Below are 26,098 nucleotides of genomic sequence, written 5' to 3'. Positions count from 1 at the left end.
GCATGAGGAACCTTGCGGTTTTGGCTTTCCAGACAATCCAGAATTCTACTCCGGAAAAACCCTGCTTCGGCTTCCGAAACCCAATTTAGTGCAGATTATTTGGTGGGGATCTGAGCAGCACCCGATGCAGGCACCGCAGGTGCTACTGAGGCGTCCGACGTCGATCCGGCGGGTACGGCTGCGGCCGGAGTTTCCAGCACACTGCCCGAACTGGTAGGACGCGCATTGCCAAAGTAAGCCAAGGCCAACGTTGCCACAAAAAATACCGCAGCCAGTACCGCCGTGGTGCGCGACAGGAAGTTGGCACTGCCGCTGGCACCAAACAAACTCCCGGAACTGCCACTGCCAAACGCCGCCCCCATGTCAGCACCCTTGCCGTGCTGAATCAGGATCAAGCCAATCATCCCCAAAGCCGTCAGCATCTGTACAGCCAAAACCACATTCACGATCACGTTCATTCTCTGTTCACTCCTGATTGAATAGTTTGAAGGGCCGCCTCAAGAGGCGGCCGCAATAATTTGCAGGAAATCGGACACCTTCAACGATGCGCCCCCGACAAGGCCGCCATCGATGTCCGGCTGGGCAAGCAGTTGGGCCGCATTGGCCGCATTCATGCTGCCGCCGTAAAGCAGGCGGATCCGATCCGCATGCTCGCTGGCCGCTGAAAGTTGCGAGCGCAGCACAGCATGCACTTCCTGCGCCTGCTCGGGCGACGCGGTACGGCCAGTGCCAATGGCCCAGACCGGCTCGTACGCCACCACCACTTCGCTGATGCAGTGCCCATTGAGGTGAATCACCGCTGCCAACTGGCGCTTGACCACAGCCTCGGTCTGGCCTGTTTCACGCTCCTGCAGCGTTTCACCCACACAGACGATGGGCGTGATGCCCGCCGCCAGTGCGCGCTGCGCTTTCTCGGCGACCACCACATCGGTCTCACCATGGTATTGGCGGCGCTCTGAATGCCCCACCAACACGTAGCGCACACCCAAGTCCTTCAACATGGAGGCCGACACCTCACCGGTGTATGCCCCCACCTCGTGCGGCGATACATCCTGGGCAGCCACAGCTACCACAGATCCAACCGTGGAAGCCTGCACCTGCGCTATGTAAGGCGCCGGCACAGCAACGGCCACATCACAAACCGCGTCAGCCAACCCCGCCATGATGCCTTTCAGCAAAGCATCGTTGGCAACCAGGCTGCCGTTCATCTTCCAGTTGCCTGCGATGAGTTTTTTCTTGCTTTTCATGATCACCACGTCAAAACAATTTTGCCAATGTGTTGGTTCGACTCCATCAGCGCATGGGCCTTGGCAGCCTCTGCCACCACAAACGTGCTGTGGATGACTGGCCGCACACGCCCCGCCACCAGCAGAGGCCACACATGCTCTCGCAGTGCACGAGCAATGGCCCCCTTGAACGCCACAGAGCGCGGGCGCAAGGTAGACCCAGTGATGGTCAACCGTCTGCGCAGCACCAGCCCCGCGTTGAAATCGCTCTTGACCCCACCCTGCACCGCAATGATGACCAGGCGGCCATCTTCAGCCAGACACTCCACCTCGCGTGCTACATAGTCCCCGGCAACCATATCCAGCACCACATCCACGCCTTTGCCTTGCGTGATGCGCTTGGTTTCTGCCACAAAGTCCTGCGACTTGTAATGAATGGCATGGTGGGCACCCAACTGCAGACATGCGGCGCATTTCTCGTCGCTGCCCGCCGTCGCAATGACCGTCGCGCCAAAGGCGTGTGCCAGTTGCACAGCAGTCACACCAATACCGCTGGTGCCACCTTGCACAAGCAGGCTTTCCCCCGCCTGCAGGCGCCCCCGGTCGAACACGTTGCTCCACACGGTGAAGAACGTCTCCGGCAGCGAGGCCGCCTCCACGTCGCTGAAGCCCTCAGGCACCGGCAAACACTGCAAGACCGGTGCCACACACCACTCAGCATAGCCACCACCCGCCACCAGCGCACAAACGCGGTCGCCCACCCGAATGCCCGCCTCGGCCATGGCCAAAGCATCACCCGACTCCACCACCCCCGCAACCTCCAGGCCCGGTAGATCCGAGGTGCCCGGCGGTGGGGCATAGTGCCCCATCCGCTGGAGCACATCGGGGCGGTTGATGCCACTGGCAGCAACGCGAATCAGCAACTCACCAACGCCCGGTTGCGGCACGGGCCGCTCACCCAGGCGCAACACTTCAGGCCCACCAAAGGATGTGATCTCGACTGCGCGCATGTTGCGACTCCTCGGAAAATTGGGTATTTGAGTGATTTTGGCCGCTAGCGCTTTATCTAAAAGCGCAAGTAGCTACAAAATCAATAGCAAACAACCCAATCAGCCGACGATCTGCCCGGAACCGTTTTCCGAAGGCTGCGATTGCTGTTGCTGTTGCTGGTCCGCTGGCTGACGACCACCATCACGACCGTGGTCGCGGCGTGGCTCGCGATCACCGCGCTCGGCAGGCGCAGGGCGATCACTACCGCCGGCGGGGCGCTCGGCCAGCACCTTCATCGACAGCTTGACGCGGCCCTTTTCATCAGTCTCCATGACCTTGACCTTCACGATCTGGCCTTCGGTGAGGTAGTCACCCACACGCTCAACGCGCTCGTGGGCGATCTGACTGATGTGCAGCAGGCCATCCTTGCCGGGGAGCAGGTTGATCAATGCACCGAAGTCCAGGATTTTCGTCACAGGACCTTCGTAGATCTTGCCGATCTCGACTTCAGCCGTGATCTGCTCGATGCGCTTCTTGGCTTCGTCGGCCTTGGCCGCATCGGTCGCGGCAATGGTGATCGTGCCGTCTTCCTCGATGTTGATCTGGCAACCAGTTTCTTCGGTCAGCGCACGGATCACGGCGCCGCCCTTGCCGATCACGTCACGGATCTTCTCGGGGTTGATCTTCATCGTGTAGAGCTTGGGCGCGAAGTTCGACACCTCGGTCTTGGCTTCGCCCATGGCCTCTTGCATCTTGCCCAGAATGTGCATGCGCGCTTCCTTGGCCTGGGCCAGTGCAACTTGCATGATTTCCTTGGTAATGCCCTGGATCTTGATGTCCATCTGCAGCGCCGTGATGCCACCCGTGGTACCGGCCACCTTGAAGTCCATGTCACCCAGGTGATCCTCATCGCCCAAGATATCGGTCAGCACGGCAAAGCGGTTGGCATCCTTGATAAGGCCCATGGCGATACCCGCTACGTGCGCCTTCATGGGCACACCCGCATCCATCAGCGACAGGCAGCCACCACACACCGAAGCCATCGACGACGAGCCGTTGGATTCCGTGATTTCGGACACCACACGCATGGTGTAGGGGAATTCTTCTTTCGTCGGCAGCACAGCGATCAGAGCCCGCTTGGCCAGACGGCCGTGGCCGATTTCACGGCGCTTGGTCGAACCCATGCGACCCACTTCGCCGGTGGCAAAGGGAGGCATGTTGTAGTGCATCATGAAGCGGTCTTCGTACTCGCCAGCCAGGGCATCAATGCGCTGGGCGTCGCGCTCTGTACCGAGCGTGGTCACGACCAGCGCCTGGGTTTCGCCCCGCGTGAACAGCGACGAGCCATGGGCACGGGGCAGCACGCTGCCGCGGATCTCAATGGGGCGCACGGTGCGTGTATCACGGCCATCGATACGGGGCTCGCCGGCCAGGATCTGGCTGCGGACGATGCCGGCTTCGATGTCGAACAACATGCCTTCAACCTTGACAGCGTCGAATTCGACACCATCGGCCTTCAGCGCAGCCATCACAGCAGCGTAGGCTTCTCGGCAAGCTTGGGTACGGGCTTGCTTGTTACGGATCTGGTAGGCAGCGCGCAGCTTGTCGTCGGCCAGTGCCACCACCTTGGCGATGAGGGCTTCGTCCTTGGCGGGGGCTTCCCACTGCCACACGGGCTTGCCGGCGTCACGCACCAGTTCGTGGATGGCGTTGATGGCCACATTGCCTTGCTCATGGCCAAACACCACGGCGCCGAGCATGATTTCTTCAGACAGCTGCTGAGCTTCGGATTCGACCATCAGTACAGCAGCTTCGGTACCAGCCACCACCAGATCCATCTGCGAGTTCTTGCGCGCAGTCTGGCCGGGGTTCAGCACGTATTCGCCGTTGATGTAGCCCACGCGCGCGGCGCCAATGGGACCGTTGAACGGGATGCCGGAGATGGCCAGGGCTGCACTGGTGGCAATCAAAGCGGCGATGTCAGCGTCCACTTCGGGGTTCAGCGACACCGTGTGAATCACCACGTGCACTTCGTTGAAGAAACCTTCAGGGAACAGCGGACGGATCGGACGGTCGATCAGGCGGCTGGTCAGGGTTTCGTGCTCGCTGGGCTTGGCTTCGCGCTTGAAGAAGCTGCCGGGGATCTTGCCTGCGGCGTACGTCTTCTCGATGTAGTCCACCGTCAGGGGGAAGAAGTCCTGGCCGGGCTTGGCACCCTTTGAGGCAACCACGGTGGCCAACACCACGGTGTCGTCAATATTCACCAGCACGGCGCCGGAGGCTTGGCGGGCGATTTCGCCCGTTTCCATGATGACGGTCTTGTCACCCCATTGGAAGGTCTTGGTGACTTTGTTGAAAATGCTCATGTTCAGCTCCTGTTTTAATAGCTGGTAGCGCGCTACCAGATTGTTCTGGAGGGCAATTCAGAACACGATGCCATTCCAGTGAAACTGCCTGCCAGCGCGTGGCAGCAACCCCATTGGAATGACACAGCTTCGCTCTGTTTTGCGGCTCCGAAGTAAAAAACGCCTGAGCTAGCGGACTAACCCAGGCGTTTTCGCATGCAATGAAAATTACTTGCGCAGACCCAACTTGGCGATCAGCGCGGTGTAACGGTCAGCGTCCTTGGCCTTCAGATAGTCCAGCAGCTTGCGACGACGGCTCACCATGCGCAGCAGGCCACGGCGACCATGATGGTCCTTGGCGTGTGTCTTGAAGTGGGGGGTCAGTTCGTTGATGCGGGCGGTCAGCAGGGCCACTTGCACTTCTGGGCTACCAGTGTCATTGGCAGCACGGGCGTTCGCCTTGACGACTTCGGCCTTGATGGAGGATGCGATCATTGTTTTTCCTTGAATGAGGCCCGCAAAGCTAGCTGGGCCGTGATTTTTACTTGCGCCAGAAGCTGGAACGGCTACAGGCGTGCGTCTTGCACCATGCAAAACCATTCGATTATAGCCCAGCAGCATTTGAACCTTGCCAAGCGCCACCTGATCCTGAAACACTACGGCTTATTCAATCGCCTCAAACTGGAAACCCATGATGCAAATCAAGGCCTCCCCACCCCACACTCCTGTCCACATCCTGCGCCAGGGCATACGCGCCTTGCTGGCCGCAAGCATCGCGCTAGGAATGCTCACGGGCACAAGCTCCACACAGGCAAAGCGCCCAATAAGCAATGACACACCCGCATCAAAAACTTCTCCCAAGAAGAAAAACGTGAACAAGGTCACGTATCAACGCAGCACCTCCGAAGAGACAGCAGCCGAACGTGATCGCCGCATGCTCCGGGAGTGCCGAGGCTTACACAATGCGGGAGCCTGCAGAGGCTACACGAGCAAGTGACAGACAAAAATCCAGCCTCTCGTCGGTGTGCGGATGCCACCTGTCACCTTACGCGACTCCCACGCATCTTATCTTCGTAGGATCACGCTATGCGAGCATCAAAACTACCCCCCTTATCCCGCTGGCACCTACGCGCTCGACCAAGCCATGGCTTTACGGCGATCGAATTGATGGTTGTTGTAGCCATCGTGGCCATCTTGGCAGCTTTGGCCGGACCCAGCTTTCGAGATCTGATGGACGGTTTCCGTGTGAGAGGCGCAACCGAAGAGATCACAAATAGCATTTATTTTGCTCGTTCTGAGGCGATCAAGCGAGGAGGTCTCGTTTCTGTCAGAAAAAACTGTGCCACAACACCTGTTGAAGAATGGCAATGTGGGTGGATTGTCTTTACAGATGCTAATGACGATGGGACTCTGAATGGAACCGATGTGATTTTGCAGACATTTCCAGCCCTATCCAATGTCACTGTTAATCATATTGCAGGCGGCGCGTTCTACAAGGTGGATCGCTGGGGCCAAATCGGAGGACTTGGGGCCGCCAGCTTCAACGTAGTGCCAGAACCGCTGGGCGTGGCATCAAGGCATGCGACGGCTTTATGCATCACGTCAGGCGGCCGAATCAAGACAACGAAAGGAACGGTCTCATGTCCGTGAAAAACAATCAACAACGCGGCGTCAGTCTGATTGAATCGCTCGTCGCCATTGTCGTTACAGCACTGGGTATATTGGGAATTTTGGGCGTGCAACTTCGCACACTTGCAGATACACAGACAGGTGTACGACGCGCTCAAGCCATTCGACTGATTGAAGACTTGAGCGAGCACACCAAAGTAAACCCAAATGCACTAGGAAATTTTAACAGTTATTTAATGAACTGGGGTGCTACACCTACGGCGCCCGTTGATTGCAAAAGCCTTCCTTGCAACTCCCAACAATTGGCGCTCTATGACGTCTCCAGGTGGCGTCAAGATGTTATTAGCGCACTACCAAATGCAGATGTCAATATCTTCACTGTGCCTGATGAAACTGTTGCCAACAACAATCGACAATTAGGAGTCATGGTCAGTTGGCGCGAAAATGAAAAAGACACAGGAACCGCCACAATTTTTAAAATAACAAATACCGAAACTGGTAGCGTTTCTTGTCCAGCAAATAGCATTTGTCACCTTCAATACATTCAGTTAACAGCGCGCTGTGCACCGTACACCATGGGTGGGCCTACCATGATGCAAACTTTTTGCCCTGGAGTTTGAAATATGAAAAACTTTTATCCTCCAAAGTATTTACCTACAAATTCCCAACGGGGTGCCACATTGGTTGAGTTGCTGGTTGGAATCACCATTGGCCTGATGACTATTGCCGTTGCAGCTGGCGCACTGATGATTTCGCGTGGAGTTTCTGGCACTGTCAGTGACGCCAGCCAAATTCAGCAACAAGCATCTTACATTTTTCGAATTATTGGACAACAACTGCGGCAAGCAGGCTCGATGCGCTTAGATTTGGCTGCCAATAAGGGGCCAGCCGATCCCATCGATGCAGCAGATGTGGTGGCATTCACTCCCGATGAAACACTTCACTCGGTAACCGCTTCTACACCACCGATTTCGGGAAAAGATTCACCAACCGGTTCGGAATACAAGCTGTCAGTAGCTTACCAGAATTACGCAGAACCCAGCTTCACTTCCGCCTCCAATGTGTCATTCTTTCGCGATTGCCTGGCCAATGCGCCCACGTTACCAGTAGCGCCACTTGAACAAAATGTTATCCAAAGTCAGTTTGTAGTGCAGAGCAACGAATTTCGATGCGCGGGAACTGGCATCGGATCCCAGGCCCTTGCTCGCAATGTCGCAGACCTCCAAGTCAATTACCTCCGCCAAACAGATAGCAATACAGGTATACCAAAGATACAAACTGTCAATGCGGCCGCAATTGGTGCGGCCTGGAACACCGTCTATGGCGCTGACGTATGTGTCGTGCTCTATGGTGATGAGCCTATTGATATGCCCGCCGGGAGCTCTTACACCGGTTGCGATGGCGCTGCAGTCAATATGAGCGGTACGGGCAGCCTTCCTACCAATCGAAAAAACCGTCTCCACCTGACTTTTCGCACAACGTACCAGCTGCGAAGTCAAGGGCTCACAGGTTGATTTACGGATAAAATCATCATGCAAAGCATGCCAAAAAAACCTACCCAATATCAACGCGGTATTTCATTGTTCGTTGTAATTGTTATCGTCATGCTGTCAGCTTTGCTGGCGCTATGGGGATCTCGAACGTCTCTTTTCAACGAAATGATTGTTGGTAACGATGCAGACTATCAACGCGCATTTGAGGCCGCTCAAGCACTCATACAAGATGCGGAATTTGATATCCGAGGTGAACGACCTGATGGAACCGCTTGCACCCCCAATGCGGGGAAACCCGAGATATGCAGAGTTCCAGACTCCGTAGTAAACAAAGTATGGATTCCTACCGAGGACAAGGAAATTGGGGATATTCTGAGCGAATTAGATTCTGCCACAACAAAATGCATCAAAGGTATATGCTTGAAGCGAACAGGCAATCAGGATTTTTGGAATGACGCTGCCACCTTGACGACATTGATGGCAGATGGGATTGGCGCCCGGTATGGGCAATTCACGGGCGCTGAAGCCGGGACAAAAAGCAACCCGATTCTAAAGCTAAACCAACCAGGAGACGACGCTGCAAAAGGTGGTTGGTATTGGATTGAAATCCTCCCGTATGACAATAATGCGGGAAATACAGGCCTTATCACCAACGGATCTAACAGCCTAGCACTAAATCTTTTGCCAAGTGTTGCATACCGAATCACGGCTGTAGCTAGAGGACTAAAACCAAGTACACAAGTTGTATTGCAGTCAACTTTTGTTCGTCAGAAGATGAAGAACTGATCGGAGAATCCCATGAAAAATTCACCACTATTCAAAAAAACTGCCATCGCCGCATTGATTGCCGCCGTTTGCACCCCCCAAGTTACATTGGCTGCCCCTCTGGATTTTTCAACCCTACCCCCTGGTTTGGTCTCCATACCCCCAACCCCCAATGTCGTCCTGTCTGTGGATGATTCCGGCAGCATGGATGAAGTAGTGGGAGGGGGAGATACAAAAACCAAAATGTTCCGCCTGAAAGAGGCTCTAGCAACTGTGTTCAACGATAAGCTCCTCCTGCCTGACGGGAAAATTCGCTTGTCGTGGCAGGCAATGCACAACAATGGCGGTTCGCCAGGGGCCGGTAGCCTTGCGGTAGGTGCCGTGAACTCAATGAAAGTTCTCGATGATGCACATCGAACCAATTTTCTGAGCTTTGCCAGCACGCTGACATCAAACAATGGCACACCGTCCCACAAAATGATGAAGCAAGCTTATACCTACATGAAAGTAGGTAAGAGCATTAGCAGCCCCTGGGCATACACGCCCGGCGTGAAGGAAGAGCCCTATTTGGGCTGCCGCCGCTCATACCATATCTTTATGACTGACGGTGGTTGGAACGGCTACGCTGCAAGTGAATTGCCAGGTGAAGCAGATAATGCAAATTATGCACTTCCTGACGGACAGACCTACGATACGGCATCTGATCAGACCAATGTGTACCGTGGGGCGCAAGGGGATCTTTTGGCAGATTGGGCCATGAGAATGTGGCGTGAGGATCTACAAACAGGAATTGATAACTTAGTTAAACCAAGTACCACCGATGGCGTCCCAGCCACGGAGACCTTTGGTTCAACAACCCTGCAGCGATACTGGAATCCAAAGCACAATCCTGCAACATGGCAGCATCTCGTAAATTATACGATCGGATATGGCACCGGCGCTTATTCATGGCCGAACGCTCCAAAATGGTCGATGGTAGATGACGACAATTACGGGGCAGGTGGCGACTATTCAAAACTAGTTGCCGGTACAGTTTCTTGGGTGCCAACGGTACTGCAAAATTTGAATGCAAACAACCCTGCCGAACTTTGGCACATTGCAATTAATAGCCGCGGAAAATTCTACCCTACCGGACCTGGCCGAAAATATGACCTTAAAGAAGCTTTCAAGAAGATTCTCGAAAATATTAATCTTGAAAATACAGCAGATGTTGCCAGTATGGCAGCGAGTTCCAGCACCAATATACGGACGGATTTACAGCGATTTACTGCTGGTTACGATCCAAAGAAGTGGTCTGGATATGTAAAGGCTGATAAAATTGATACTGCAGGCAATACAATACCGGACCCCGGATGGGGCGTAGTCAGTGGCAGTACCCACAAGACCACAGCAAACAAATTGGATGCTCGTGACGTATCGACCCGCGTAGTTCTCACCACAAATGATGACACCAACAAAGGAGTGTCTTTCGAATGGGAAATCGGTACTACAAAGTTGAGTGCAACCCAGAAGACCCTGCTTGACGATGGTAGCCTCGGGGAAAAGCGCACCAACTTCATACGGGGCGAGCGAACCTACGAAGAAGGCACTGTGAGCAAGCCATTTCGTGTGCGCGACTCGCGCCAGGGAGATATTGGAAATTCCAGTATCTGGTACGTGGACAAGCCTGCTAGCAACTATTCTTTCAAGGGCTACAAAACTTTTGTCTCCACACATAAAAACCGACTCCCTATGGTCTATGTGGGTGGCAATGATGGTATGTTGCACGGATTTTCTGGGGTAGACGGAGAAGAACAGATTGCATATATCCCCAAAGCTGTTATTCCAGAACTTACCAAGCTGAGTGATCCCGGCTATACACATCGCTATTATGTGGATGGATCTCCATTTACCGGGGATGTGAATCTTGCAGACAATGCCTCACCTCCTGATTGGCGAACTCTGCTGATTGGCTCCTTGGGCGCAGGAGGGAAGGGCTACTTCGTGCTCGATGTAACCCAGCCCGGCGGGAAGTCAGGCACACCGGCAACGACGTTTGCTACCATAAATGCCAAAGACTTGGTAGTCATGGATAAAACACTGCACCCCAGTGCGCCATTGACAGCTGGCAGCGATGATGAAGATATTGGACACATTTTCCACCCGCCCGTTATGGATGATAACAATCCATTCAAGGCAAGCCAAGTCGTTATGATGAACGACAATCGGTGGGCTGTCATTATGGGCAATGGCTATAACAGCAAAAATGAGCGCCCGGTATTGTTGATTCAATATTTGGATGGACTCAAAGAGTTGGTAAAAATTGTGGCAACTGGAAATCAAGCAGTCAGCGTCCCAGTCAATATCACAACTGATACGAATGTGCTAGCCAATGGTTTGTCGGCACCCAAAACAGTGGACATTAATAGCGATGGCAAAGTAGATATTGTATATGCGGGTGATCTGAAGGGAAACCTCTGGAAATTCGACCTTACAAGCCCAAATGCCAATGTATGGTCGGTGGCGTCATGGGGAAGTACGGACGCGACACCCTGCGCCTGGAAAACATCTATTTGCAAACCCCTGTTTACGGCAACATATTCCGGAAAGCGGCAACCAATTACTGCACCACCCACCGTCAAAGCCAATGACCGTGGTGCTGGTGGCATGATGGTCGCCTTTGGCACCGGGGCAAACCTTACTGACAATGATCGCAGTAGCACGGACGTACAATCCGTTTATTCGATATTAGACAACACGCACTACAAAATTGTTTCCGGCAAGCTTGTTGTAAATACTGATACTGCAGACGATGGTGTGATTCCTACTGCTATTGTGGGTACAAGCGACCTGGTCAAGCAAGATATGGTGAATACAACAGGAATCGCAGGACAGGGCACGAGTTCTGCTCGCAGATTCTGGCAAATGACCCAGAATGATGTCAACTATGATCCAACCAAAGGACCCGTTAAAAAAGGCTGGTACTTCAATTTTCAGGTGACGAGCGAACGGGTGCTTCGCCCGATGAGCTTCTTCGATGGCAGCAATAACCTGATGGTATTTTCAGTCACTCCGGCGTATGGAGGCAATGGTTCTACTGACGAAACTTGTGAGCCAGCAGGGACACCTGAAAAAGCTTACCTTACATTGCTCAATATCATGGATGGAAAAAAGCCAGGTGTTCAAGTGATGGATCGTAATGGTGATGGCTTCTATAACACCACTGACGATGGCGTTTCTCGCATGACACTACCGCCCGGAGCAATTAGCAATGTTGCCGGCAAGAAAACTATTACGCTCTCCGGTGGAGACAACAAGCCTGACCCGCTTGCGCGCATGCCCGAACAACCTGCACGTCCCAGCTGGCGCCAGCTGCAATAATCAGCCCTCCAACCAAGGAGCAAAAATCAAATGCACCCAAAGCAACAGGGCTTCACGCTGATCGAAGTGATGATTGTGGTGGCAATCGTCGGCATCCTCACCGCAATTGCCATACCTTCTTACAGCGAGTACATCCGACGCGGGCACCGTGCAGACGCCCGTGCTGGACTACTGCAGGCTCAGCAGTGGTTGGAGAGGGCTTCCACGGCAACAGGAAACTACCCCACGGCGCTTCCAGCTACTCTGACTTGGGCGGCGGACAGCACAAAGCGGTATGCCATTGCAATAGGAGGCCCAGCAACCACAACGTCCTTCACGCTGACAGCAACACCTAAGGCTGGTACGCCCCAAGTCGGGGACAAATGTGGCACCTACACGCTCACACACACCGGTGTTCGAGGAGCAAATGGTCTGATCCAAACCGATGCCGGTTTTGACGCCACCTGCTGGAACAAATAGCCGCTGAGCTACCATCGTGGGCGCCATGATTAACAAAGCGCCCTCACATATCCACCAAGCGCTTGGGCTCGCCACCCAGGCGCTTTTTGTTTCCAACCCCAACCCTCACGTTGGCTGCGTACTCGTGGCGCCGGATGGCCACGTGATAGGCCAGGGCTTCACACAACGCGCAGGCGGCCCTCACGCAGAAGTCATGGCCCTGCGCGACGTTGCCGACAAGGGACTTGATGCGAGAGGAGCAACGGCCTATGTGACATTGGAGCCGTGCTCCCACCACGGGCGAACCGGCCCCTGTTGCGATGCACTGATTCAGGCGGGGATCGCCAAAGTGGTTGCCTCCATTGCCGACCCCAATCCGCTGGTGGCGGGGCATGGTTTTGATCGGCTGCGTGCAGCAGGCGTGGAGATCGTGGTCGGCCCGGGGGCTGAAGAATCCCGAGAACTCAACATTGGTTTTTTCAGCCGCATGATCCGGGGTACGCCCTGGGTTCGGCTGAAAGTTGCAAGCTCTCTGGACGGCACCACCGCCCTCAACAATGGCGCCAGCCAGTGGATTACGTCTCGTGCGGCACGGGCAGATGGACATGCGTGGAGGGCCAGGGCGTGCGCTATCTTGACGGGCATCGGCACCGTGTTGGATGACAACCCTCGGCTTGACGTCCGCGAAGTGCCTACGCCACGCCAGCCCCATGTGGTGGTGGTGGACAGCCAGCTGCAGCTGCCCACGGATGCCAATCTTTTGATGGATGGGCGTGACTGCTTGGTCTACACGGCCTCCGCAAACGAAGCCAAGAAGGCGGCCTTGCAAGCCCGTGGGGCAACCGTGATCCATTTGCCCAATGCGAACGGCAAAGTCGATCTTTCGGCAATGCTCTGGGACCTTGGCACAAGGGGCATCAACGAGCTGCATGTAGAGGCCGGGCACAAGCTCAATGGCTCTCTGGTCCGAGAAGGTCTGGTTGATGAGCTGTTGCTGTACCTGGCACCACGGCTTTTGGGTACGGGGCGTGGCATTGCAGACTTTGGCCCACTGACAGCCTTGGCCGATGGCCTGGCGCTGGAATTCAAATCCGTAGACACCCTGGGGGCGGATCTGCGCATTGTGGCCCGCGTGCAGGGGCGCGATAGCTTCTAGAGTTCCGATAGAGCCCTACCTACCAATCACCGCCTGTGGATGGACTGGTGAGTCGGGGTTGGCGCTAGTCAAAAGATGGCAATGGTCTGGCGTCACAGCCTCACTGGGCGCGTTCAAAAAGAACCTACGCCCCTCTTGCACTATCTCCTTTCACCGATTCAGCATGCGCGGCCATGCAGCGACCGAGCAATTCCACACCACGCAGTTTGGGTTGGTTTCGCACTGGGGGACAGAGATAGAAAGAGAAAGATCCGCTCAATAGCTATTATTTTTATAGCAATAAAATTTTACCCACTAAGCGCTAGAGCCCTGTTTATTTCAGAACTGGAGTTTGCAGCAAGGCCCCCTGCGTCCTTCGTCCCACCACACGCGGATTGCACGCTCCCACACCAGGCAATTGGCGAGCCCATACCCAGTGCGCGCCAATGCGCCCCACATTTCGCCCCACCACACCAAAACGGTGCAAAACAACGCACCATCGTCTGGCGCGATTTTTGCTTCAATTTGGTGCAAATCTGGTGAACAGGCTCAAAACGCACCAGAACAGATCAACCAATCGCGCGAGGATGTTATGGAAGCACTCAAACAGGGCACAGATGCCCTGTTCATTCTTCTGGGGGCCATCATGGTGCTGGCCATGCATGCAGGGTTTGCCTTTCTGGAACTGGGCACGGTTCGCAAAAAGAACCAGGTGAATGCGCTGGTCAAGATCCTGGTGGATTTCTCGGTGTCCACCGTGGTGTATTTCTTGGTCGGCTACAGCGTGGCGTACGGCACGCACTTCTTCGTGGGTGCGGAATCGCTGACGCAGCAAAACGGTTATGCGCTGGTCAAGTTCTTCTTCTTGCTCACCTTTGCGGCAGCCATTCCGGCGATTGTGTCGGGCGGGATCGCGGAGCGGGCCAAGTTCTGGCCCCAGTTGATAGCCACGGCGGTCATTGTGGGGTTTGTGTATCCGTTCTTTGAAGGCATTGCCTGGAACCAGCACTTTGGAGTGCAGGCCTGGATCAAGGGACTGACGGGCGAAGAGTTCCACGACTTTGCGGGCTCCATCGTCGTGCATGCCATGGGCGGGTGGATCGCCCTGCCCGCCGTGATCCTGCTGGGCTCGCGCGCCAACCGCTACCGCAAGGACGGTGCGATCTCTGCACACCCGCCGTCCAACATCCCCTTCCTCGCGCTGGGCGCCTGGGTGCTGGTGGTGGGCTGGTTTGGGTTCAATGTGATGAGCGCACAGACCGTGGACAAGCTCTCCGGCCTGGTAGCCGTCAATTCGTTGATGGCCATGGTGGGCGGCACGCTGGCTGCCTTGGTGTTGGGCAAGAACGATCCAGGCTTTGTGCACAACGGCCCGTTGGCCGGGCTGGTGGCCGTGTGCGCGGGCTCTGACCTGATGCACCCGCTGGGCGCACTGGTGGTAGGCGCCGTAGCGGGGGCCATCTTTGTGGTGATGTTCACGCTCACGCAGAACCGCTGGAAGATCGATGATGTGCTCGGCGTGTGGCCGCTGCATGGCCTTTGTGGCACGTGGGGTGGGCTGGCTGCAGGCATTTTCGGCAGCAAGGCGTTGGGCGGGCTGGGTGGTGTGAGCCTCTCGGCCCAGCTGATCGGCACCACCCTGGGCGTGGCCTGGGCGCTGGTGGGGGGCTTTGTGGTGTACGGCATCCTCAAGAGCACGGTGGGCCTTCGGCTCACGCAGGAAGAGGAATTTGACGGGGCCGACCTGTCGATCCATAAGATCAGCGCCACACCAGACCGCGAAGTGAGCTGGTAAACGCAGCGCCGGAAAGCCGGAGCGCCGAAAGCGCACACCCGGCCTGGCCCGGCCACGATGGCGATGGTGTTGGCGCCACGTCTGACAAGCGCGGCCACCGCCGCACGGTCACAATCGCGCCATGCTTGCATTGCCCCCTGCCCTCGCCGCTCCTGCATTTCCAGGCACCACCGCGCGCCGTGGCTGGCTGGCAATCATGGTCCTCTGCCTTGGGGTGACCATCAGCGGCTGCGCAGGCCTGCCCAAAGACGTGGACCGGCCGGTGTCGAGTGCATGGGACTCCCCCGCAGGCACGGCCCTGGGCCAACTGGTAGAAGAGCGCCGGGCATCGGTGGGCGGGCGCCACCCCTCGGGGTTCCTGCTGCTCAGCGGACCGCAGGCGGCCTACAGCAGCCGCCTGGCGCTGGTGGATGCCGCGCAGAAAACGCTGGACCTGCAGTACTACGCCATCCACGCCGATGCGAGCAGCGAGCGGCTTTTGCTGAGCTTGGTCGCTGCGGCCCGGCGCGGCGTGCGGGTGCGGGTGTTGCTGGACGATTTTCACAGCGTGGGCCGTGATGCACAGGTAATGCGCCTGGCCTTTGTGCCCAACATCGAGATGCGCATGTTCAACCCGCTCACAGGGGCGCGTGGCTCGCCGCTGGGGCGCATGTTCAGCGCGCTGGGCGACTTTTCCCGTGTGCAGCAGCGCATGCACAACAAGCTCTTCGTCGCCGACAACGCCATGGGCGTCACCGGGGGACGCAACCTGGGGGATGCCTACTTCGGCAATGCCGATTCTGGCAACTTTGTGGATCTGGACGTGCTGGCCGCAGGGCCTGTGGTGCAGGATCTTTCCCGCAGTTTCGACAGCTACTGGAACAACGAGCGCGCCTACCCTGTGCAATCGCTGGTGACGCGGGAGGAGCTGGACATCCTGCGCGAGCGCATGCGCAGCGCCGACGCCACACAGCGGGACCGCATCGCGGGCCAGGGGGGAGCCCTGGCCCCCGACCGCCAGCCCGTGGAAGACGGCCGGCGCACCACCGCCGCACAGCGCGCGCGCATCTGGGACTACCAGCCCATGGACCTGGCGCAAGCGCAGTTCACCTGGGCACCAGCGGCGGTGCTGGTGGACAAGCCTGCCAAGATCCCGCCCGATGGCACATCCTCAGCCACGCTGCCTGAAAAGCCCCCGTCCCGGACCACCCCCCTGGCCGTCGTGTCGCGCGGCGCGGCACACGCGCCTGCGACGGCGCCAACAAGCCCAGCTCTGCCCGCTTCCGTGGGGCCCGTGTCTCCCCAGCCCCCGGCTCCCGCCTCGGCAAATGGCGCCACACCTGGCGCCACGGCCGCGCCGCCACCCGACAGCAACACCCTCGACGCCCAGACCGATACCGTGGTGGATGGCCTGCTGCACCTCATGGGCCAGGCGCGGCGCGATCTGCTCATCATTTCGCCCTACTTCGTGCCGGGTCCCGACATGAAGCAAGCCTTTGCGGCCGCGCGCGCGCGGGGCGTCCGGGTGCGGGTGCTCACCAACTCACTGGCCTCCAACGATGCGCCCATTGCCCACGCAGGCTATGCGCGCCACCGGCCCGATCTGCTGGCCATGGGCGTCGAGCTGTACGAGATGCGCAGCGAGCTCACGGGTGTTCTGCGCGGGGCACTCGGCTCCACGGGCAGCACGGGGGGGCGTGACAGCAACGGTGCTGCTGGCTCCGTGGGCAGCTCGCGCGCCATGCTGCACTCCAAGCTCCTGATCATGGATGGCCGCCTGTTGGTGGTGGGCTCGATGAACCTGGACATCCGCTCGCAGCGCCAGAACACAGAGATCGCGCTGCTGATCCGCAGCAGCGACCTGTCGCGCCGCGCCACCACGCAGATCGAAACCGCGCTGCGCGAAGCCGCCTGGCAAGTGCAGTTGCGCAATGGTGGCCAGCTGGTATGGCACGCCCCCGAGGGCAGTGGCCTGCCGGATGCCACCACCGAACCCGATGCCAGCGCCCCGCTGCGGCTGATGCTGCAACTGCTGGGCCCGCTGGCGCCCGACCACCTGCTCTAGTCTGCGTTGACAGCAGCGCAGCGCAGCGCCGCCACCCATGCGGTGATCGCCCGCTGGTCCGTCATGGTGCGCACATGCTGATAGGCCACCTCGGCCTCCGGGAAGCGCCTGCGCAGCAGGTTGAGCCATTGTTTGAGCCGCCCCGCGCGCTGGCGCGGCTCCAGGTCGTCACACACCAGTTGCCAGAAGGCCGCCAGGTGCGGCAGCAGGTCGGCCCAGGCCACGGTGTCCGCGCCGGGCTGACCGGCGTCCAAAGCGCGGATGGCACGGGCCAGGCCGGGGTCGGCCACCATGCCGCGCCCGAGCATCAGCGCATCGCAGCCAGAGACCTCGCGGCAACGCTGCGCGTCGGCCACGGTCCAGATCTCGCCATTGGCCACCACAGGAATGCGGACCGCCGCGCGGATGGCGGGGATGTGCTCCCAATACGCGGGGGGCCGGTAGCCGTCGGCCTTGGTGCGGGCATGCACCACCAGCTCGGCGGCGCCGCCCGCCTGCATCGCCTGCGCGCATTCGCGCATCAGCCCTGTGTCGTTGAAGCCCAGGCGCATCTTGGCGGACACGGGCAGGTGCAGGGGCACCGCGCGGCGCACGGCGGCCACCACGGAGGCGATGCGTTCGGGCTCCTGCAGCAGCGCCGCGCCACCACCGTGGCGGTTGACCACCTTGGCCGGGCAGCCAAAGTTCAGGTCGATCCCCTCGGGCCCGAGGGCTGCCAGGCACGCCGCGTTCTCAGCCATGCAGACGGGATCGGAGCCCAGCAGCTGCGCACGCACCGGCACGCCGGCCAACGTGCGGCTGCCGTTGTGCAACTCAGGCACATAGCGCAGAAACACCTTGTCGGGCAACAGCGTGCCGGTGATGCGGATGAACTCCGAGACGCAGCGGTCCACCCCGCCCACGCGGGTCAGCACATCACGCAGCACAAAATCCAGGAGCCCCTCCATCGGGGCAAGCAGCAAGGTCATCGCGAGATAGGCCGCCGCACCTGCACCCCAGCACGGGGCACGGCCAGCACACAGCCAAAAAATGAATCAAACAGGGCCCTAGCGCTTGATAGATAAGCGCCAATAGCTACAAAATAAGTAGCAAGCACACTTTCCGCAGCAATCTGCGAGCGGGGGCAGCCCGCCATTGTGCGGCAGCGGGGTCATCACAGCGTCATGGCGGCTTGCTGCAATCGCCGCCATTCACCCGTGAATGGAGACCCCCATGCTGCTACAAAAAACCGAAAAAGCCCGCCTGGAACTCTTGCCCGGCGTCCGCACCCTGAGCCTGCGCGAGCGTTCGCTGTTGCTCCTGGTGGACGGCAAATCGCTGTCCGACCTGCAGGCGATGTACAACGGCATCGGCGCACAGATTGTCGACAACCTCATGCGCCAGGGCTACCTGGCCGGCCCGGCCGAACTGCCGCCGCCCTCCGCTGCGCCCCGCATGCCCCAAGACGTGCCGTCGATCCAGCGCCCCGAGCCTGGCGACGCCCTGCGCTCGCTAGCCGGCGCCCGCATGTACCTGTTCGACACGTGCGAACGGCTGTTTGTGCGCCGCGATCCCGTGCTGGCGCAGCAGTTTCGCGAGGCGCTGCGCGCCGCCAAGGACCGCGCGAGCATGCTGGACGTGGGCGAAGCCATGTTTGACGAAGTGGCGCTGGCCGCAGGGGCCGAACGCGCTGCCAGCCTGCGCGAAAGGTTCGAGCAGCTCCTGCCCCCAGAACGGTACGAATCCACGCAGCCTTCAGCCCTGGCTTGAGGGTCAGGGGTTAGGCAGCTACGCCGCCAAGCCAGCCATCAGGCCGCAGCCAGCCGCCACAGCGACGTGACCTCTGCCGCGCGGGCGGCGTGCAAGGCATCACCCGCATCGGCCGCCTTGCCGTGGTGCGGTTTCACATCGTGCCGGCCACGCACCACCAGCCCCGCACCGGCGATCCACTCGAGCAACTGCGCGCGTGGGCGCAAGCCCAGGTGTTCGGCCAGGTCCGACAGGATCAGCCAGCCCTCGCCTCCAGGCTCCAGATGGTCCGCCAAACCCGCCAGAAAGCCCTTGAGCATGCGGCTGCCTTCGTCGTATACCGCATGTTCGATGGGCGAGCTGGCGCGTGCAGGCAGCCAGGGCGGGTTGCACACCACCAGGGGCGCGCGGCCCGGCGGAAACAGGTCGGCCTGCAGCAGCTCGACCCGGGGCATGACCCCCAGTTGTTGCAGGTTCTCGCGGGCGCAGGCCAGGGCGCGCGGGTCCTGGTCGGTGGCCACCACGCGCTGCACACCACGGCGTGCCAGCACGGCAGACAGCACCCCGGTGCCCACGCCAATGTCAAAGGCCAATGTCTTGGTGGGCAGCGCGGTGTCGGCCACCAGGCCCACATATTCGCCGCGCACGGGCGAGAACACGCCGTAGTGCGGGTGGATGCGGTTGAGCGGGGGCGCGCCCAAGGCAGGCACTTCCACACCCTTTTTGCGCCACTCGTGCGCACCCACTAGGCCCAGCAACTCGCGCAGCGTGGCCACCGAACGTTCACCCGTGGCCGGGCCCCAGGCCTCGGTACAGGCCTGGCGCCAGTCGGGTGCACGGCGCAGGTCAATGGTGTAGTCACCTTCGAGCGGGATGAGCACCGACGCCAGCACCCGCGCGCGCTGCGCCTGCGCCTGGCGGTGCAAGTGAAAGGCTTCAGCAGGTGTGGCTGCAGCAGCTTTCTCGGCTGCCTTGGCGGCAGACTTGCGCGGCTTGGCCGACTTGCCCCCCTTGCCGGACTTGGCATCGGCCCGGCGCATCAGCGCCTGCAGCAGCATGCGGGCGTTCTGAAAGTCGCCCTGCCACAGCAGGCCGGTGCCTTCACAGGCCATGCGGTAGGCCGTGTCGGCGGCCAAGGTATCGTCGGCGGTGACGACTCGGCGCGGGGCCGGGGCTCCGCTCTCGGAGCGCCACTGGGCTTGTTGAATCTGGCCCTGGCGGCTCCATTCGATCATTGAGTGCCTTGTGCGTTCTTAAGCATTAATCGGGCGCTTCAGGCGCACTTCTTCAATCTTGACGCCCCCCACCACGGCCGTCTTGGCCGTGGAGAGCTCCTGCTTGAAGCCCGCCAGTTCGTGGAACCGGATCGCGCGCTCGTTGCGCAGGGGCACCCACGCCGTAACGTTGGTGCAACCTTCTTCTTGCAGCCCATCGCGGGCGGCATCCCACAGGGCCAGGCCTACGCCCTGGTTCCAGTGGGTGGGCGCGGCATAGATGGCCCAGATTTCACCGGTGGTGGGGCGGGATTTTTCATCGCGCGAGCGGTCGTAGCCGACAAAACCGACGATCTTCTCGCCGTCCACGGCCACCTGGACCTGCGGCTCGCAATATTCAATGGCCTCGCGCCAGTAGGCCTGGCGCTTTTCGACCGACATGGATTTCAACTGCTCGTCTGGCACCAGCCCTTTGTAGACCTCTTGGGCTGAGACGGTATGGATCTGGGCAATGGCTTTGGCATCGCGAAGCGTGGCGGGACGAACCTGGATACTGGACATGAAAAAACCGAACGAAAACGGGGAATGAAAAAACGAAAGGACCGGCATTGTCGCCGCAAACGGTTTTTCCCCCTGTCCGGCCCCCTCTCAAGCCCCCGGTGGAGCCCCCTCAAATGCCTGTGTACATAGCATTTCAGCGCCGGGTATCAGCGGCTGGCGCTGCGGGTCGCGCCGCACTGCAAAACCTGGCTGCGGGCGCCGCGCAGAGCCTCAGGCCAGCGCCATGGAGCCCGAGAGCGAAGCCCCCGCCGCACCTGCTGCCGCCGCCGCACGCTGCACCAGCGCGCGTTTGTTGCGGGGGCGCGGGACATGCACGATCGGCGGCGCACCGTTGATGGCCGAGAGCCCCAGCACCAGCGTGACGGTGCGCGAACACCCCTCCTCGCGCTCGTCGCTGGCATAGGCACGGTAACTTCCATTGCCCTGCCCATGGCGGCGTTCCACGGTATGGAAGGCCACCCGCGCGCCGTTTACGCGGTGGCCCCCAAAAGGCAGAACCCGCAGCCGCGCATCACAGTCCAGCGCCAGCCCCAGATTGCCAGCGCGGTTGATGAGGTCGGTGCGAATGGCACGCCAGGTTTTCCCCTCGTCCGCAGAGAACTGCCAGGTGCCCGCCTGCGCGTCCAGGTGCTCGATCACCACCCCGGCCGATGCCAGCATGCCTGGGCAGTTTTCTTCCACGATCTGGGCCAGCGTGTTGCCCCCCAGCCCCGCGCTGCCCTGCGGCGAAGCGATGCCCCCCGGTCGCCGTTCGCTGTGGTGGCGGGACACATCGGAAGCGGCGGAACCTGGGTGAAGTGCATTGGCAGTCATGAGAAACCCTTTGAAAAACGAAGGTTGCGCATTGATGGATGGTGGGTGTGCACCCCCTCAGGTGCTTTTCAATGCTTGACGGAAAGTCTAGAAAGTGCACAACGGAGCGTCCATCGCACAAATGGACTAGTCCGCAACAGCGCGTTGTGCGCAATACTTGCTGTATGACTGCCCGCCTTTTGCTTGTGGATGACCACAACCTGTTTCGCACCGGGCTGCGCCTGATCGTGCAGGACCACCCCCGCGTGGGCACGATTGCAGAGGCAGGCTCCATTGCCGAAGCCTGCGCGCTGCAGCTGGCGGATGCCGATCTGGTGCTGCTGGACATCCAATTGCCAGGCATGAGCGGCCTGGACGGGCTGCGCCTGCTGCGCCAGGCCTGCCCCAAGGCGCGCATCGTGCTGGTCTCGGCCAGCGTGGCGCCCGATGCCATCCATGAAGCGCGAGCCCGTGGCGCCGATGGTTTTCTGCCCAAATCCGCCAGCGCCGAAGACATCCTGGAGGCCATCTCCTGCGCCCTGTCGGGGCAGCCGTGTTTTCCGATCAACAGCGGCAACAGCGCCACCACGCGCGGCCCCGACACGCCGTCGCTGACCGCGCGCCAGCTCGACGTGTTGTCGCTGCTGTGTACTGGCAAGCCCAACAAGGTCATCGCACGCGACCTGGGCCTGAGCGAAAACACCGTGCGCGTGCATGTGGCAGCCATCTTTGCGCAGTTGGGCGTCAACAGCCGCAGCGCTGCCTTGCTGGCGGCCCAGCGCCTGGGCCTGTCCACTCCCCAGCTGCATGACTCCCTCTGAGGCCCTGCCGGCGCCGTCGGACGCCATCCAGCCCCCCACGCGCTGGGGATGGCCAGTCTGGGAACGCGATGAGGTGCTGCGCGAGCAGGTGGCCCTGCTGCGGCACAACTTCCCGATGACGCTGCTCGCATCGCTGGCCACCGCGCTCGGCACGCTGTGGGTCATGGCGCGTGTGGCCGACACACAGACCATCACGGTGTGGCTGGTGTCGCACACGCTGGTGGTGGCCGGGGTGTATCTCACCCTGCACAGCATTGCGCCTTTCACCGATCCGGCACCACAGGCGGCGCGCAAGCTGATCGCCTGCATGGCAGCCATGGGACTGAGCTGGGGCAGTCTGGGGTATGTGGTGCTCTACTGGGGCACGGCGGAAAGTGTCATCTACGCCATCGGCATCATCAGCACGGTGTCGTCCGGCGCGCTCGGGCTGGGCGCCCCGCTGTATCGCGCCTATGTCACCTACCTCACCTGCGCCATCGGCGGCGTGATGATGGCGGTGGCGCTGGCCGGTGGGCCGGTGATGTGGCCCGCGCTGTTTCTCACCGGTGTCTATTACGCACTTACGGGCATGCAGGCGCGCACCGCCGACCGGGCCACCCGGCGCAGCATTGCGCTCAAGCTGGAGAACGACCGGCTCGTGACCCAGCTGCGCGCCGAATCGCAACGCGCACTGGCGGCCCAGGAGGCCGCCGAGAAGGCCGACCGCGACAAATCCCGTTTCCTGGCTGCCGCCAGCCACGACCTGCGCCAGCCCTTGCATGCCATGGGCCTGTTCCTGGAATCGCTGCAGCGCAGCCCGCTCAACGACCATCAGCTCACCGTGCTGGGGCACGCCCACGCGGCTTCGGGCGCAGCGGCCGAGATGCTGACCACCCTGCTCGACTACTCGCGGCTGGAAGCCGGTGTGGTGAAAGTGCGGCCCGATGCCTTTGCCGTGCAGCCACTGCTGACGGCGCTGGAGCAGGAGTTCGGCGTGCAGGCCGACACGGCGGGCCTCGTGTACCGCACGCGGGAGACGTCGGCTGCCGCCTTTGCCGACCGCTCGCTGGTCGGGCTGGTCATGCACAACTTCATCTCCAACGCGTTGCGCTACACCGCCCGGGGCGGCGTGCTGATTGCCTGCCGCACGCGCGGCAAGCGCCTGGCGCTGGAGGTCTGGGACACGGGGCCAGGCATCCCACGAAGCCAGTGGGAGAACATCTTCAAGGAGTTCCACCAGCTTGGAAACCCCGAACGCGACCGCCGCAAGGGCCTGGGACTGGGCCTGGCCATCGTGCAGCGGCTGGCGCGGGAGATGGGCACCTCGGTGGAGGTGCTGTCACAGCCGGGTCGGGGTTCGGTGTTCCGGCTGTGGCTTGACCGCTGGCAGGGCGCCCTGGAAGACGACACCGCACCCGCGCCCGACACCGGCAACCTCGTGGGCCTGAAGGTGCTGGCCATCGATGACGACGAAGCCGTGCGCATTGGCATGCAATCGCTGCTGCACAGCTGGGGCTGTCAGTGCATCACCGCAGAGTCGAGCGCCGATGCGCTCGAATGCCTGGAAGACATCACACCCGACCTCATCATCACGGACTTCCGCCTGCGCCACGAAGAGACCGGCAAGCAGGTGCTGCAGGCCCTGCGCGCCTACCTGGGCACGCCGGTTCCAGCGATCATCATGACGGGCGACACATCACCCCAGCGCCTTCGCGACGCGCAATCCACCTCTGCGCTGCTGCTGCACAAGCCCGTGTCCACCGGGCAACTGCGCGACGCCATGGTGCAGCTCATCACACAGCCGCAGCCAGCGCCAGCAAGCGGAACCACCCAGGAAGACGACGAACGGACAGCTACAGCCAGCGCCGCAGCAACCCCGTGACCTGGTCGAACTTCGCGCCGTACGGCGGGTAGAACAGCGATCCCATGGCCCAGCGCGACTGCACCAGCACCGACTTCTGGTGGCAAAAGCGCAGAAAGCCCTGTTCACCGTGATAAGCACCCCAGCCGCTGTCACCCACGCCGCCAAACGGCAGGTTGTCATGCGCGATGTGCATCAGCGTGTCGTTCACCGTCACGCCGCCGCTCACTGTGCGCCGCAGCACATCGGCCTGCACCGCCTCGCTCTGGCCAAACCAGTACAGCGCCAGCGGGCGTGGCCCGGTGTTGATGTGGGCAATGGCATCGTCGAGCCGCTCGTACGAGATCACCGGCAGGATGGGGCCAAAAATCTCCTCCTGCATGAGCTGCATCTGCGACGTGGCGCCAAACACCAGCGTTGGCGCCATCTGGCGGCTGGCGCCGTCGCCCAGCGTGCCTACGGTGTGGACCACCGGCTTGCCAGCGGTGGGGTCGATGGTCTGCACCTCCGCACCCTGCGTTTGTGCCTGCTGCAGCATGGTGCGCAGGCGCGCATGGTGGCGCGGGGTGATGATGGAGGCGTAGTCGGCATTGCCCTCGATGGTGGGGAACAGGCGCGCCACCGCAGCCCGGTAGGCCTGTGCAAACTCGCCCTCGCGGCCGCGCGGCAGCAGCACATAGTCGGGGGCAATACAGGTTTGCCCCGCGTTGAGCAGCTTGCCGTGCGCAATCTTGAGCGCCGCATCCGCCATGTCACAGTGGCCATCGATGATGCAAGGGGACTTTCCGCCGAGCTCCAGCGTGGTGGGTGTCAGGTTCTGCGCCGCTGCCTGCGCCACCTTGCGGCCCACGGCGGTGGAGCCGGTAAACACCAGATGGTCGAACGGCAACGAGGCAAACAGGGCCGACAAGTTGGCGTCGCCCTGCACCACGCAGAACTCGTCGGGGGCAAAGAACTGCGCCACCAGCAACGCCAGTTGGGCCGAAGTGTGGGGCGTCAGCTCGCTGGGCTTGAGCATCACGCGGTTGCCCGCTGCCAATGCCGTGATGGCGGGCGCCAGGGCCAGTTGCACCGGGTAGTTCCACGGGGCAATCACCCCCACCACGCCCAGCGGCTGGCGTTGGATGAAGGCATGGGCCGGCTGCAGGTAGATCGGCGTATGGACCTTGCGGGGCTTCATCCACTTCGCCAGATGGCGCAGCGTGTGCGACAGCAGGGTGCGCAGCACAAAGAAGTCGGCCACCTCGGTCAGGCGTGGCGAACGCATGCCAAAGTCGGCCTGCACGGCCGCTGCCAGCACGGGGCCATTCTCGTCGAGCATCTTGCGAAGGCGCAGCAGCCGCTCACGGCGCACGAGCAGCGGCACATCCACATGCGCGCGGCTGGCCTGGCGTTGAAGATCGAAATGGGCGTGGATATCGGCTGGTGTCATGGTCGGATCATAGAAGACACCCCGACAGGCGCGTCACGGAAAAAGCAGGCGAGACCGGTACAAGGGCTCACTGCGCAAGCAGCTCCACGCGGGACCGCCAAAGGCGCGGTGCATCGGCCGGCCAGTGCCCCCTCAGCGCACTTCGCGCGCCTCAACGTCCGTGACCTCGGCGGCGCCAGGCAGGATGCCACCCCGGCGCGACGCTGCGGCCTCGTCGCTGGTGTCATCTGCGGCTGGCGCAGGACCACGGCGACCGGACGACCAGCGCTCTGTGGAGCGAAACACGGTGCTGAAGCCCGTGCGGGGATCCATGCGCATGGCCCAGGGGGTCACCGGCTGGCCTGTGAGGCGTGCCCAGCCTGCGCGCAGCGTCCACACCAGCGCCAGCACCATCATGGCGATCAGCAGGCTGGCGAACAGCACCAAGCCCATGGCGATGACCACCACCCGCAGCAACAGGCGCACAACGCCCGCAACAAATTCATTCAAA

At 60.5% G+C, this 26,098-nt stretch carries 24 protein-coding genes; 12 read left to right on the top strand and 12 right to left on the bottom strand.

Annotated elements, in window-relative coordinates; all coding sequences use genetic code 11:
• Positions 1-95 precede the first annotated feature (95 nt).
• The 6 genes from secG to IB243_RS07645 form a co-directional block, all read right to left on the bottom strand.
• Positions 96-458 carry a preprotein translocase subunit SecG gene (secG, locus tag IB243_RS07670; RefSeq protein ID WP_192426081.1) on the bottom strand — a complete coding sequence of 121 codons (363 nt, stop codon included), beginning with the start codon at positions 456-458 and terminating at the stop codon, positions 96-98.
• A gap of 39 nt (positions 459-497) precedes the next feature.
• Positions 498-1,247, bottom strand: coding sequence for a triose-phosphate isomerase (gene tpiA / locus IB243_RS07665; protein ID WP_057269921.1), 750 nt, complete (start codon positions 1,245-1,247; stop codon positions 498-500).
• A 2-nt stretch (positions 1,248-1,249) separates the two neighbouring features.
• Positions 1,250-2,236, bottom strand: a complete 987-nt coding sequence (locus tag IB243_RS07660) for an NAD(P)H-quinone oxidoreductase (RefSeq protein ID WP_192426079.1) — start codon at positions 2,234-2,236, stop codon at positions 1,250-1,252.
• 99 nt (positions 2,237-2,335) lie between these two features.
• Positions 2,336-4,582: a polyribonucleotide nucleotidyltransferase gene (gene pnp, locus IB243_RS07655; RefSeq protein WP_192426077.1), complete on the bottom strand. Its 2,247-nt coding sequence runs from the start codon at positions 4,580-4,582 to the stop codon at positions 2,336-2,338.
• Positions 4,583-4,789: 207 nt separating this feature from the next.
• Complete coding sequence (gene rpsO / locus IB243_RS07650; protein ID WP_005793232.1) at positions 4,790-5,056, bottom strand: 30S ribosomal protein S15; 267 nt, start codon at positions 5,054-5,056, stop codon at positions 4,790-4,792.
• Between the two features lie 168 nt (positions 5,057-5,224).
• A complete protein-coding gene (locus IB243_RS07645) occupies positions 5,225-5,446 on the bottom strand; it encodes a hypothetical protein (RefSeq protein ID WP_192426075.1) in 222 nt (73 codons plus the stop codon).
• Positions 5,447-5,647: 201 nt separating this feature from the next.
• Here IB243_RS07645 and IB243_RS07640 point away from each other — a divergent pair, with 201 nt between their 5' ends.
• The 9 genes from IB243_RS07640 (at position 5,648) to IB243_RS07600 (ending at position 17,220) form a co-directional block, all read left to right on the top strand.
• Positions 5,648-6,211 (top strand): GspH/FimT family pseudopilin, encoded by a 564-nt coding sequence (locus IB243_RS07640; protein ID WP_192426073.1) that lies wholly within the window; start codon positions 5,648-5,650, stop codon positions 6,209-6,211.
• Positions 6,202-6,810: a type IV pilus modification protein PilV gene (gene pilV, locus IB243_RS07635; RefSeq protein ID WP_082606873.1), complete on the top strand. Its 609-nt coding sequence runs from the start codon at positions 6,202-6,204 to the stop codon at positions 6,808-6,810. The genes IB243_RS07640 and pilV overlap by 10 nt, the downstream gene beginning before the upstream one ends.
• A gap of 3 nt (positions 6,811-6,813) precedes the next feature.
• Entirely contained in the window at positions 6,814-7,704 is an 891-nt protein-coding gene (locus IB243_RS07630; RefSeq protein WP_192426071.1) for a PilW family protein, read from the top strand.
• An 18-nt stretch (positions 7,705-7,722) separates the two neighbouring features.
• Positions 7,723-8,469 (top strand): PilX N-terminal domain-containing pilus assembly protein, encoded by a 747-nt coding sequence (locus IB243_RS07625; protein WP_192426069.1) that lies wholly within the window; start codon positions 7,723-7,725, stop codon positions 8,467-8,469.
• Positions 8,470-8,481: 12 nt separating this feature from the next.
• A complete protein-coding gene (locus IB243_RS07620) occupies positions 8,482-11,808 on the top strand; it encodes a PilC/PilY family type IV pilus protein (RefSeq protein ID WP_192426068.1) in 3,327 nt (1,108 codons plus the stop codon).
• Positions 11,809-11,838: 30 nt separating this feature from the next.
• On the top strand, positions 11,839-12,267 hold the full coding sequence (locus IB243_RS07615; RefSeq protein WP_057226895.1) for a type IV pilin protein: 429 nt from the start codon (positions 11,839-11,841) through the stop codon (positions 12,265-12,267).
• A 25-nt stretch (positions 12,268-12,292) separates the two neighbouring features.
• Entirely contained in the window at positions 12,293-13,402 is a 1,110-nt protein-coding gene (gene ribD, locus IB243_RS07610; RefSeq protein ID WP_192426066.1) for a bifunctional diaminohydroxyphosphoribosylaminopyrimidine deaminase/5-amino-6-(5-phosphoribosylamino)uracil reductase RibD, read from the top strand.
• Positions 13,403-13,973: 571 nt separating this feature from the next.
• Positions 13,974-15,176 (top strand): ammonium transporter, encoded by a 1,203-nt coding sequence (locus IB243_RS07605; RefSeq protein ID WP_192426064.1) that lies wholly within the window; start codon positions 13,974-13,976, stop codon positions 15,174-15,176.
• A 121-nt stretch (positions 15,177-15,297) separates the two neighbouring features.
• On the top strand, positions 15,298-17,220 hold the full coding sequence (locus IB243_RS07600) for a phospholipase D family protein (RefSeq protein WP_192426062.1): 1,923 nt from the start codon (positions 15,298-15,300) through the stop codon (positions 17,218-17,220).
• Here IB243_RS07600 and IB243_RS07595 read toward each other — a convergent pair.
• A complete protein-coding gene (locus tag IB243_RS07595) occupies positions 17,217-18,188 on the bottom strand; it encodes a tRNA-dihydrouridine synthase (protein ID WP_192426060.1) in 972 nt (323 codons plus the stop codon). The genes IB243_RS07600 and IB243_RS07595 overlap by 4 nt on opposite strands.
• 244 nt (positions 18,189-18,432) lie before the next feature.
• Here IB243_RS07595 and IB243_RS07590 point away from each other — a divergent pair, with 244 nt between their 5' ends.
• Positions 18,433-18,969, top strand: a complete 537-nt coding sequence (locus IB243_RS07590) for a hypothetical protein (RefSeq protein WP_057227257.1) — start codon at positions 18,433-18,435, stop codon at positions 18,967-18,969.
• A gap of 38 nt (positions 18,970-19,007) precedes the next feature.
• Here the strand turns inward: IB243_RS07590 and IB243_RS07585 are convergent, their stop codons facing one another.
• The 3 genes from IB243_RS07585 to IB243_RS07575 form a co-directional block, all read right to left on the bottom strand.
• Positions 19,008-20,183, bottom strand: a complete 1,176-nt coding sequence (locus tag IB243_RS07585; protein WP_192426058.1) for a methyltransferase — start codon at positions 20,181-20,183, stop codon at positions 19,008-19,010.
• A gap of 18 nt (positions 20,184-20,201) precedes the next feature.
• Positions 20,202-20,723: a GNAT family N-acetyltransferase gene (locus IB243_RS07580; protein ID WP_029414078.1), complete on the bottom strand. Its 522-nt coding sequence runs from the start codon at positions 20,721-20,723 to the stop codon at positions 20,202-20,204.
• A gap of 210 nt (positions 20,724-20,933) precedes the next feature.
• Positions 20,934-21,536, bottom strand: coding sequence for a hypothetical protein (locus tag IB243_RS07575; protein ID WP_010463892.1), 603 nt, complete (start codon positions 21,534-21,536; stop codon positions 20,934-20,936).
• Positions 21,537-21,700: 164 nt separating this feature from the next.
• On the opposite strand from IB243_RS07575, the gene IB243_RS07570 reads away from it, so the two are divergent.
• Positions 21,701-22,336: a response regulator transcription factor gene (locus IB243_RS07570; protein ID WP_010463891.1), complete on the top strand. Its 636-nt coding sequence runs from the start codon at positions 21,701-21,703 to the stop codon at positions 22,334-22,336.
• Positions 22,323-24,197 carry a hybrid sensor histidine kinase/response regulator gene (locus tag IB243_RS07565; protein ID WP_192426057.1) on the top strand — a complete coding sequence of 625 codons (1,875 nt, stop codon included), beginning with the start codon at positions 22,323-22,325 and terminating at the stop codon, positions 24,195-24,197. The genes IB243_RS07570 and IB243_RS07565 overlap by 14 nt, the downstream gene beginning before the upstream one ends.
• Here IB243_RS07565 and IB243_RS07560 read toward each other — a convergent pair.
• Positions 24,169-25,608 carry a coniferyl aldehyde dehydrogenase gene (locus IB243_RS07560; protein WP_192426056.1) on the bottom strand — a complete coding sequence of 480 codons (1,440 nt, stop codon included), beginning with the start codon at positions 25,606-25,608 and terminating at the stop codon, positions 24,169-24,171. The two genes, IB243_RS07565 and IB243_RS07560, sit on opposite strands and share 29 nt — an antisense overlap.
• Before the next feature lie 132 nt (positions 25,609-25,740).
• Entirely contained in the window at positions 25,741-26,097 is a 357-nt protein-coding gene (locus IB243_RS07555) for a hypothetical protein (protein WP_057226882.1), read from the bottom strand.
• Position 26,098: the final 1 nt, after the last annotated feature.

Source organism: Acidovorax sp. ACV01 (genome assembly GCF_014851495.1).
Classification (GTDB): Bacteria; Pseudomonadota; Gammaproteobacteria; order Burkholderiales; family Burkholderiaceae_C; genus Acidovorax; species Acidovorax radicis.
Note: the sequence above shows the minus strand (reverse complement) of the source record. Positions and strands in the feature narration are given on the sequence as shown.

Bases quoted from the DNA above. Each gene is read 5' to 3' on its own strand.
- secG (WP_192426081.1), bottom strand. From the start codon at position 458: ATGAACGTGATCGTGAATGTGGTTTTGGCTGTACAGATGCTGACGGCT.
- tpiA (WP_057269921.1), bottom strand. From the start codon at position 1,247: ATGAAAAGCAAGAAAAAACTCATCGCAGGCAACTGGAAGATGAACGGC.
- IB243_RS07660 (WP_192426079.1), bottom strand. From the start codon at position 2,236: ATGCGCGCAGTCGAGATCACATCCTTTGGTGGGCCTGAAGTGTTGCGC.
- pnp (WP_192426077.1), bottom strand. From the start codon at position 4,582: ATGAGCATTTTCAACAAAGTCACCAAGACCTTCCAATGGGGTGACAAG.
- rpsO (WP_005793232.1), bottom strand. From the start codon at position 5,056: ATGATCGCATCCTCCATCAAGGCCGAAGTCGTCAAGGCGAACGCCCGT.
- IB243_RS07640 (WP_192426073.1), top strand. From the start codon at position 5,648: ATGCGAGCATCAAAACTACCCCCCTTATCCCGCTGGCACCTACGCGCT.
- pilV (WP_082606873.1), top strand. From the start codon at position 6,202: ATGTCCGTGAAAAACAATCAACAACGCGGCGTCAGTCTGATTGAATCG.
- IB243_RS07630 (WP_192426071.1), top strand. From the start codon at position 6,814: ATGAAAAACTTTTATCCTCCAAAGTATTTACCTACAAATTCCCAACGG.
- IB243_RS07625 (WP_192426069.1), top strand. From the start codon at position 7,723: ATGCAAAGCATGCCAAAAAAACCTACCCAATATCAACGCGGTATTTCA.
- IB243_RS07620 (WP_192426068.1), top strand. From the start codon at position 8,482: ATGAAAAATTCACCACTATTCAAAAAAACTGCCATCGCCGCATTGATT.
- IB243_RS07615 (WP_057226895.1), top strand. From the start codon at position 11,839: ATGCACCCAAAGCAACAGGGCTTCACGCTGATCGAAGTGATGATTGTG.
- ribD (WP_192426066.1), top strand. From the start codon at position 12,293: ATGATTAACAAAGCGCCCTCACATATCCACCAAGCGCTTGGGCTCGCC.
- IB243_RS07605 (WP_192426064.1), top strand. From the start codon at position 13,974: ATGGAAGCACTCAAACAGGGCACAGATGCCCTGTTCATTCTTCTGGGG.
- IB243_RS07600 (WP_192426062.1), top strand. From the start codon at position 15,298: ATGCTTGCATTGCCCCCTGCCCTCGCCGCTCCTGCATTTCCAGGCACC.
- IB243_RS07595 (WP_192426060.1), bottom strand. From the start codon at position 18,188: ATGACCTTGCTGCTTGCCCCGATGGAGGGGCTCCTGGATTTTGTGCTG.
- IB243_RS07590 (WP_057227257.1), top strand. From the start codon at position 18,433: ATGCTGCTACAAAAAACCGAAAAAGCCCGCCTGGAACTCTTGCCCGGC.
- IB243_RS07585 (WP_192426058.1), bottom strand. From the start codon at position 20,183: ATGATCGAATGGAGCCGCCAGGGCCAGATTCAACAAGCCCAGTGGCGC.
- IB243_RS07580 (WP_029414078.1), bottom strand. From the start codon at position 20,723: ATGTCCAGTATCCAGGTTCGTCCCGCCACGCTTCGCGATGCCAAAGCC.
- IB243_RS07575 (WP_010463892.1), bottom strand. From the start codon at position 21,536: ATGACTGCCAATGCACTTCACCCAGGTTCCGCCGCTTCCGATGTGTCC.
- IB243_RS07570 (WP_010463891.1), top strand. From the start codon at position 21,701: ATGACTGCCCGCCTTTTGCTTGTGGATGACCACAACCTGTTTCGCACC.
- IB243_RS07565 (WP_192426057.1), top strand. From the start codon at position 22,323: ATGACTCCCTCTGAGGCCCTGCCGGCGCCGTCGGACGCCATCCAGCCC.
- IB243_RS07560 (WP_192426056.1), bottom strand. From the start codon at position 25,608: ATGACACCAGCCGATATCCACGCCCATTTCGATCTTCAACGCCAGGCC.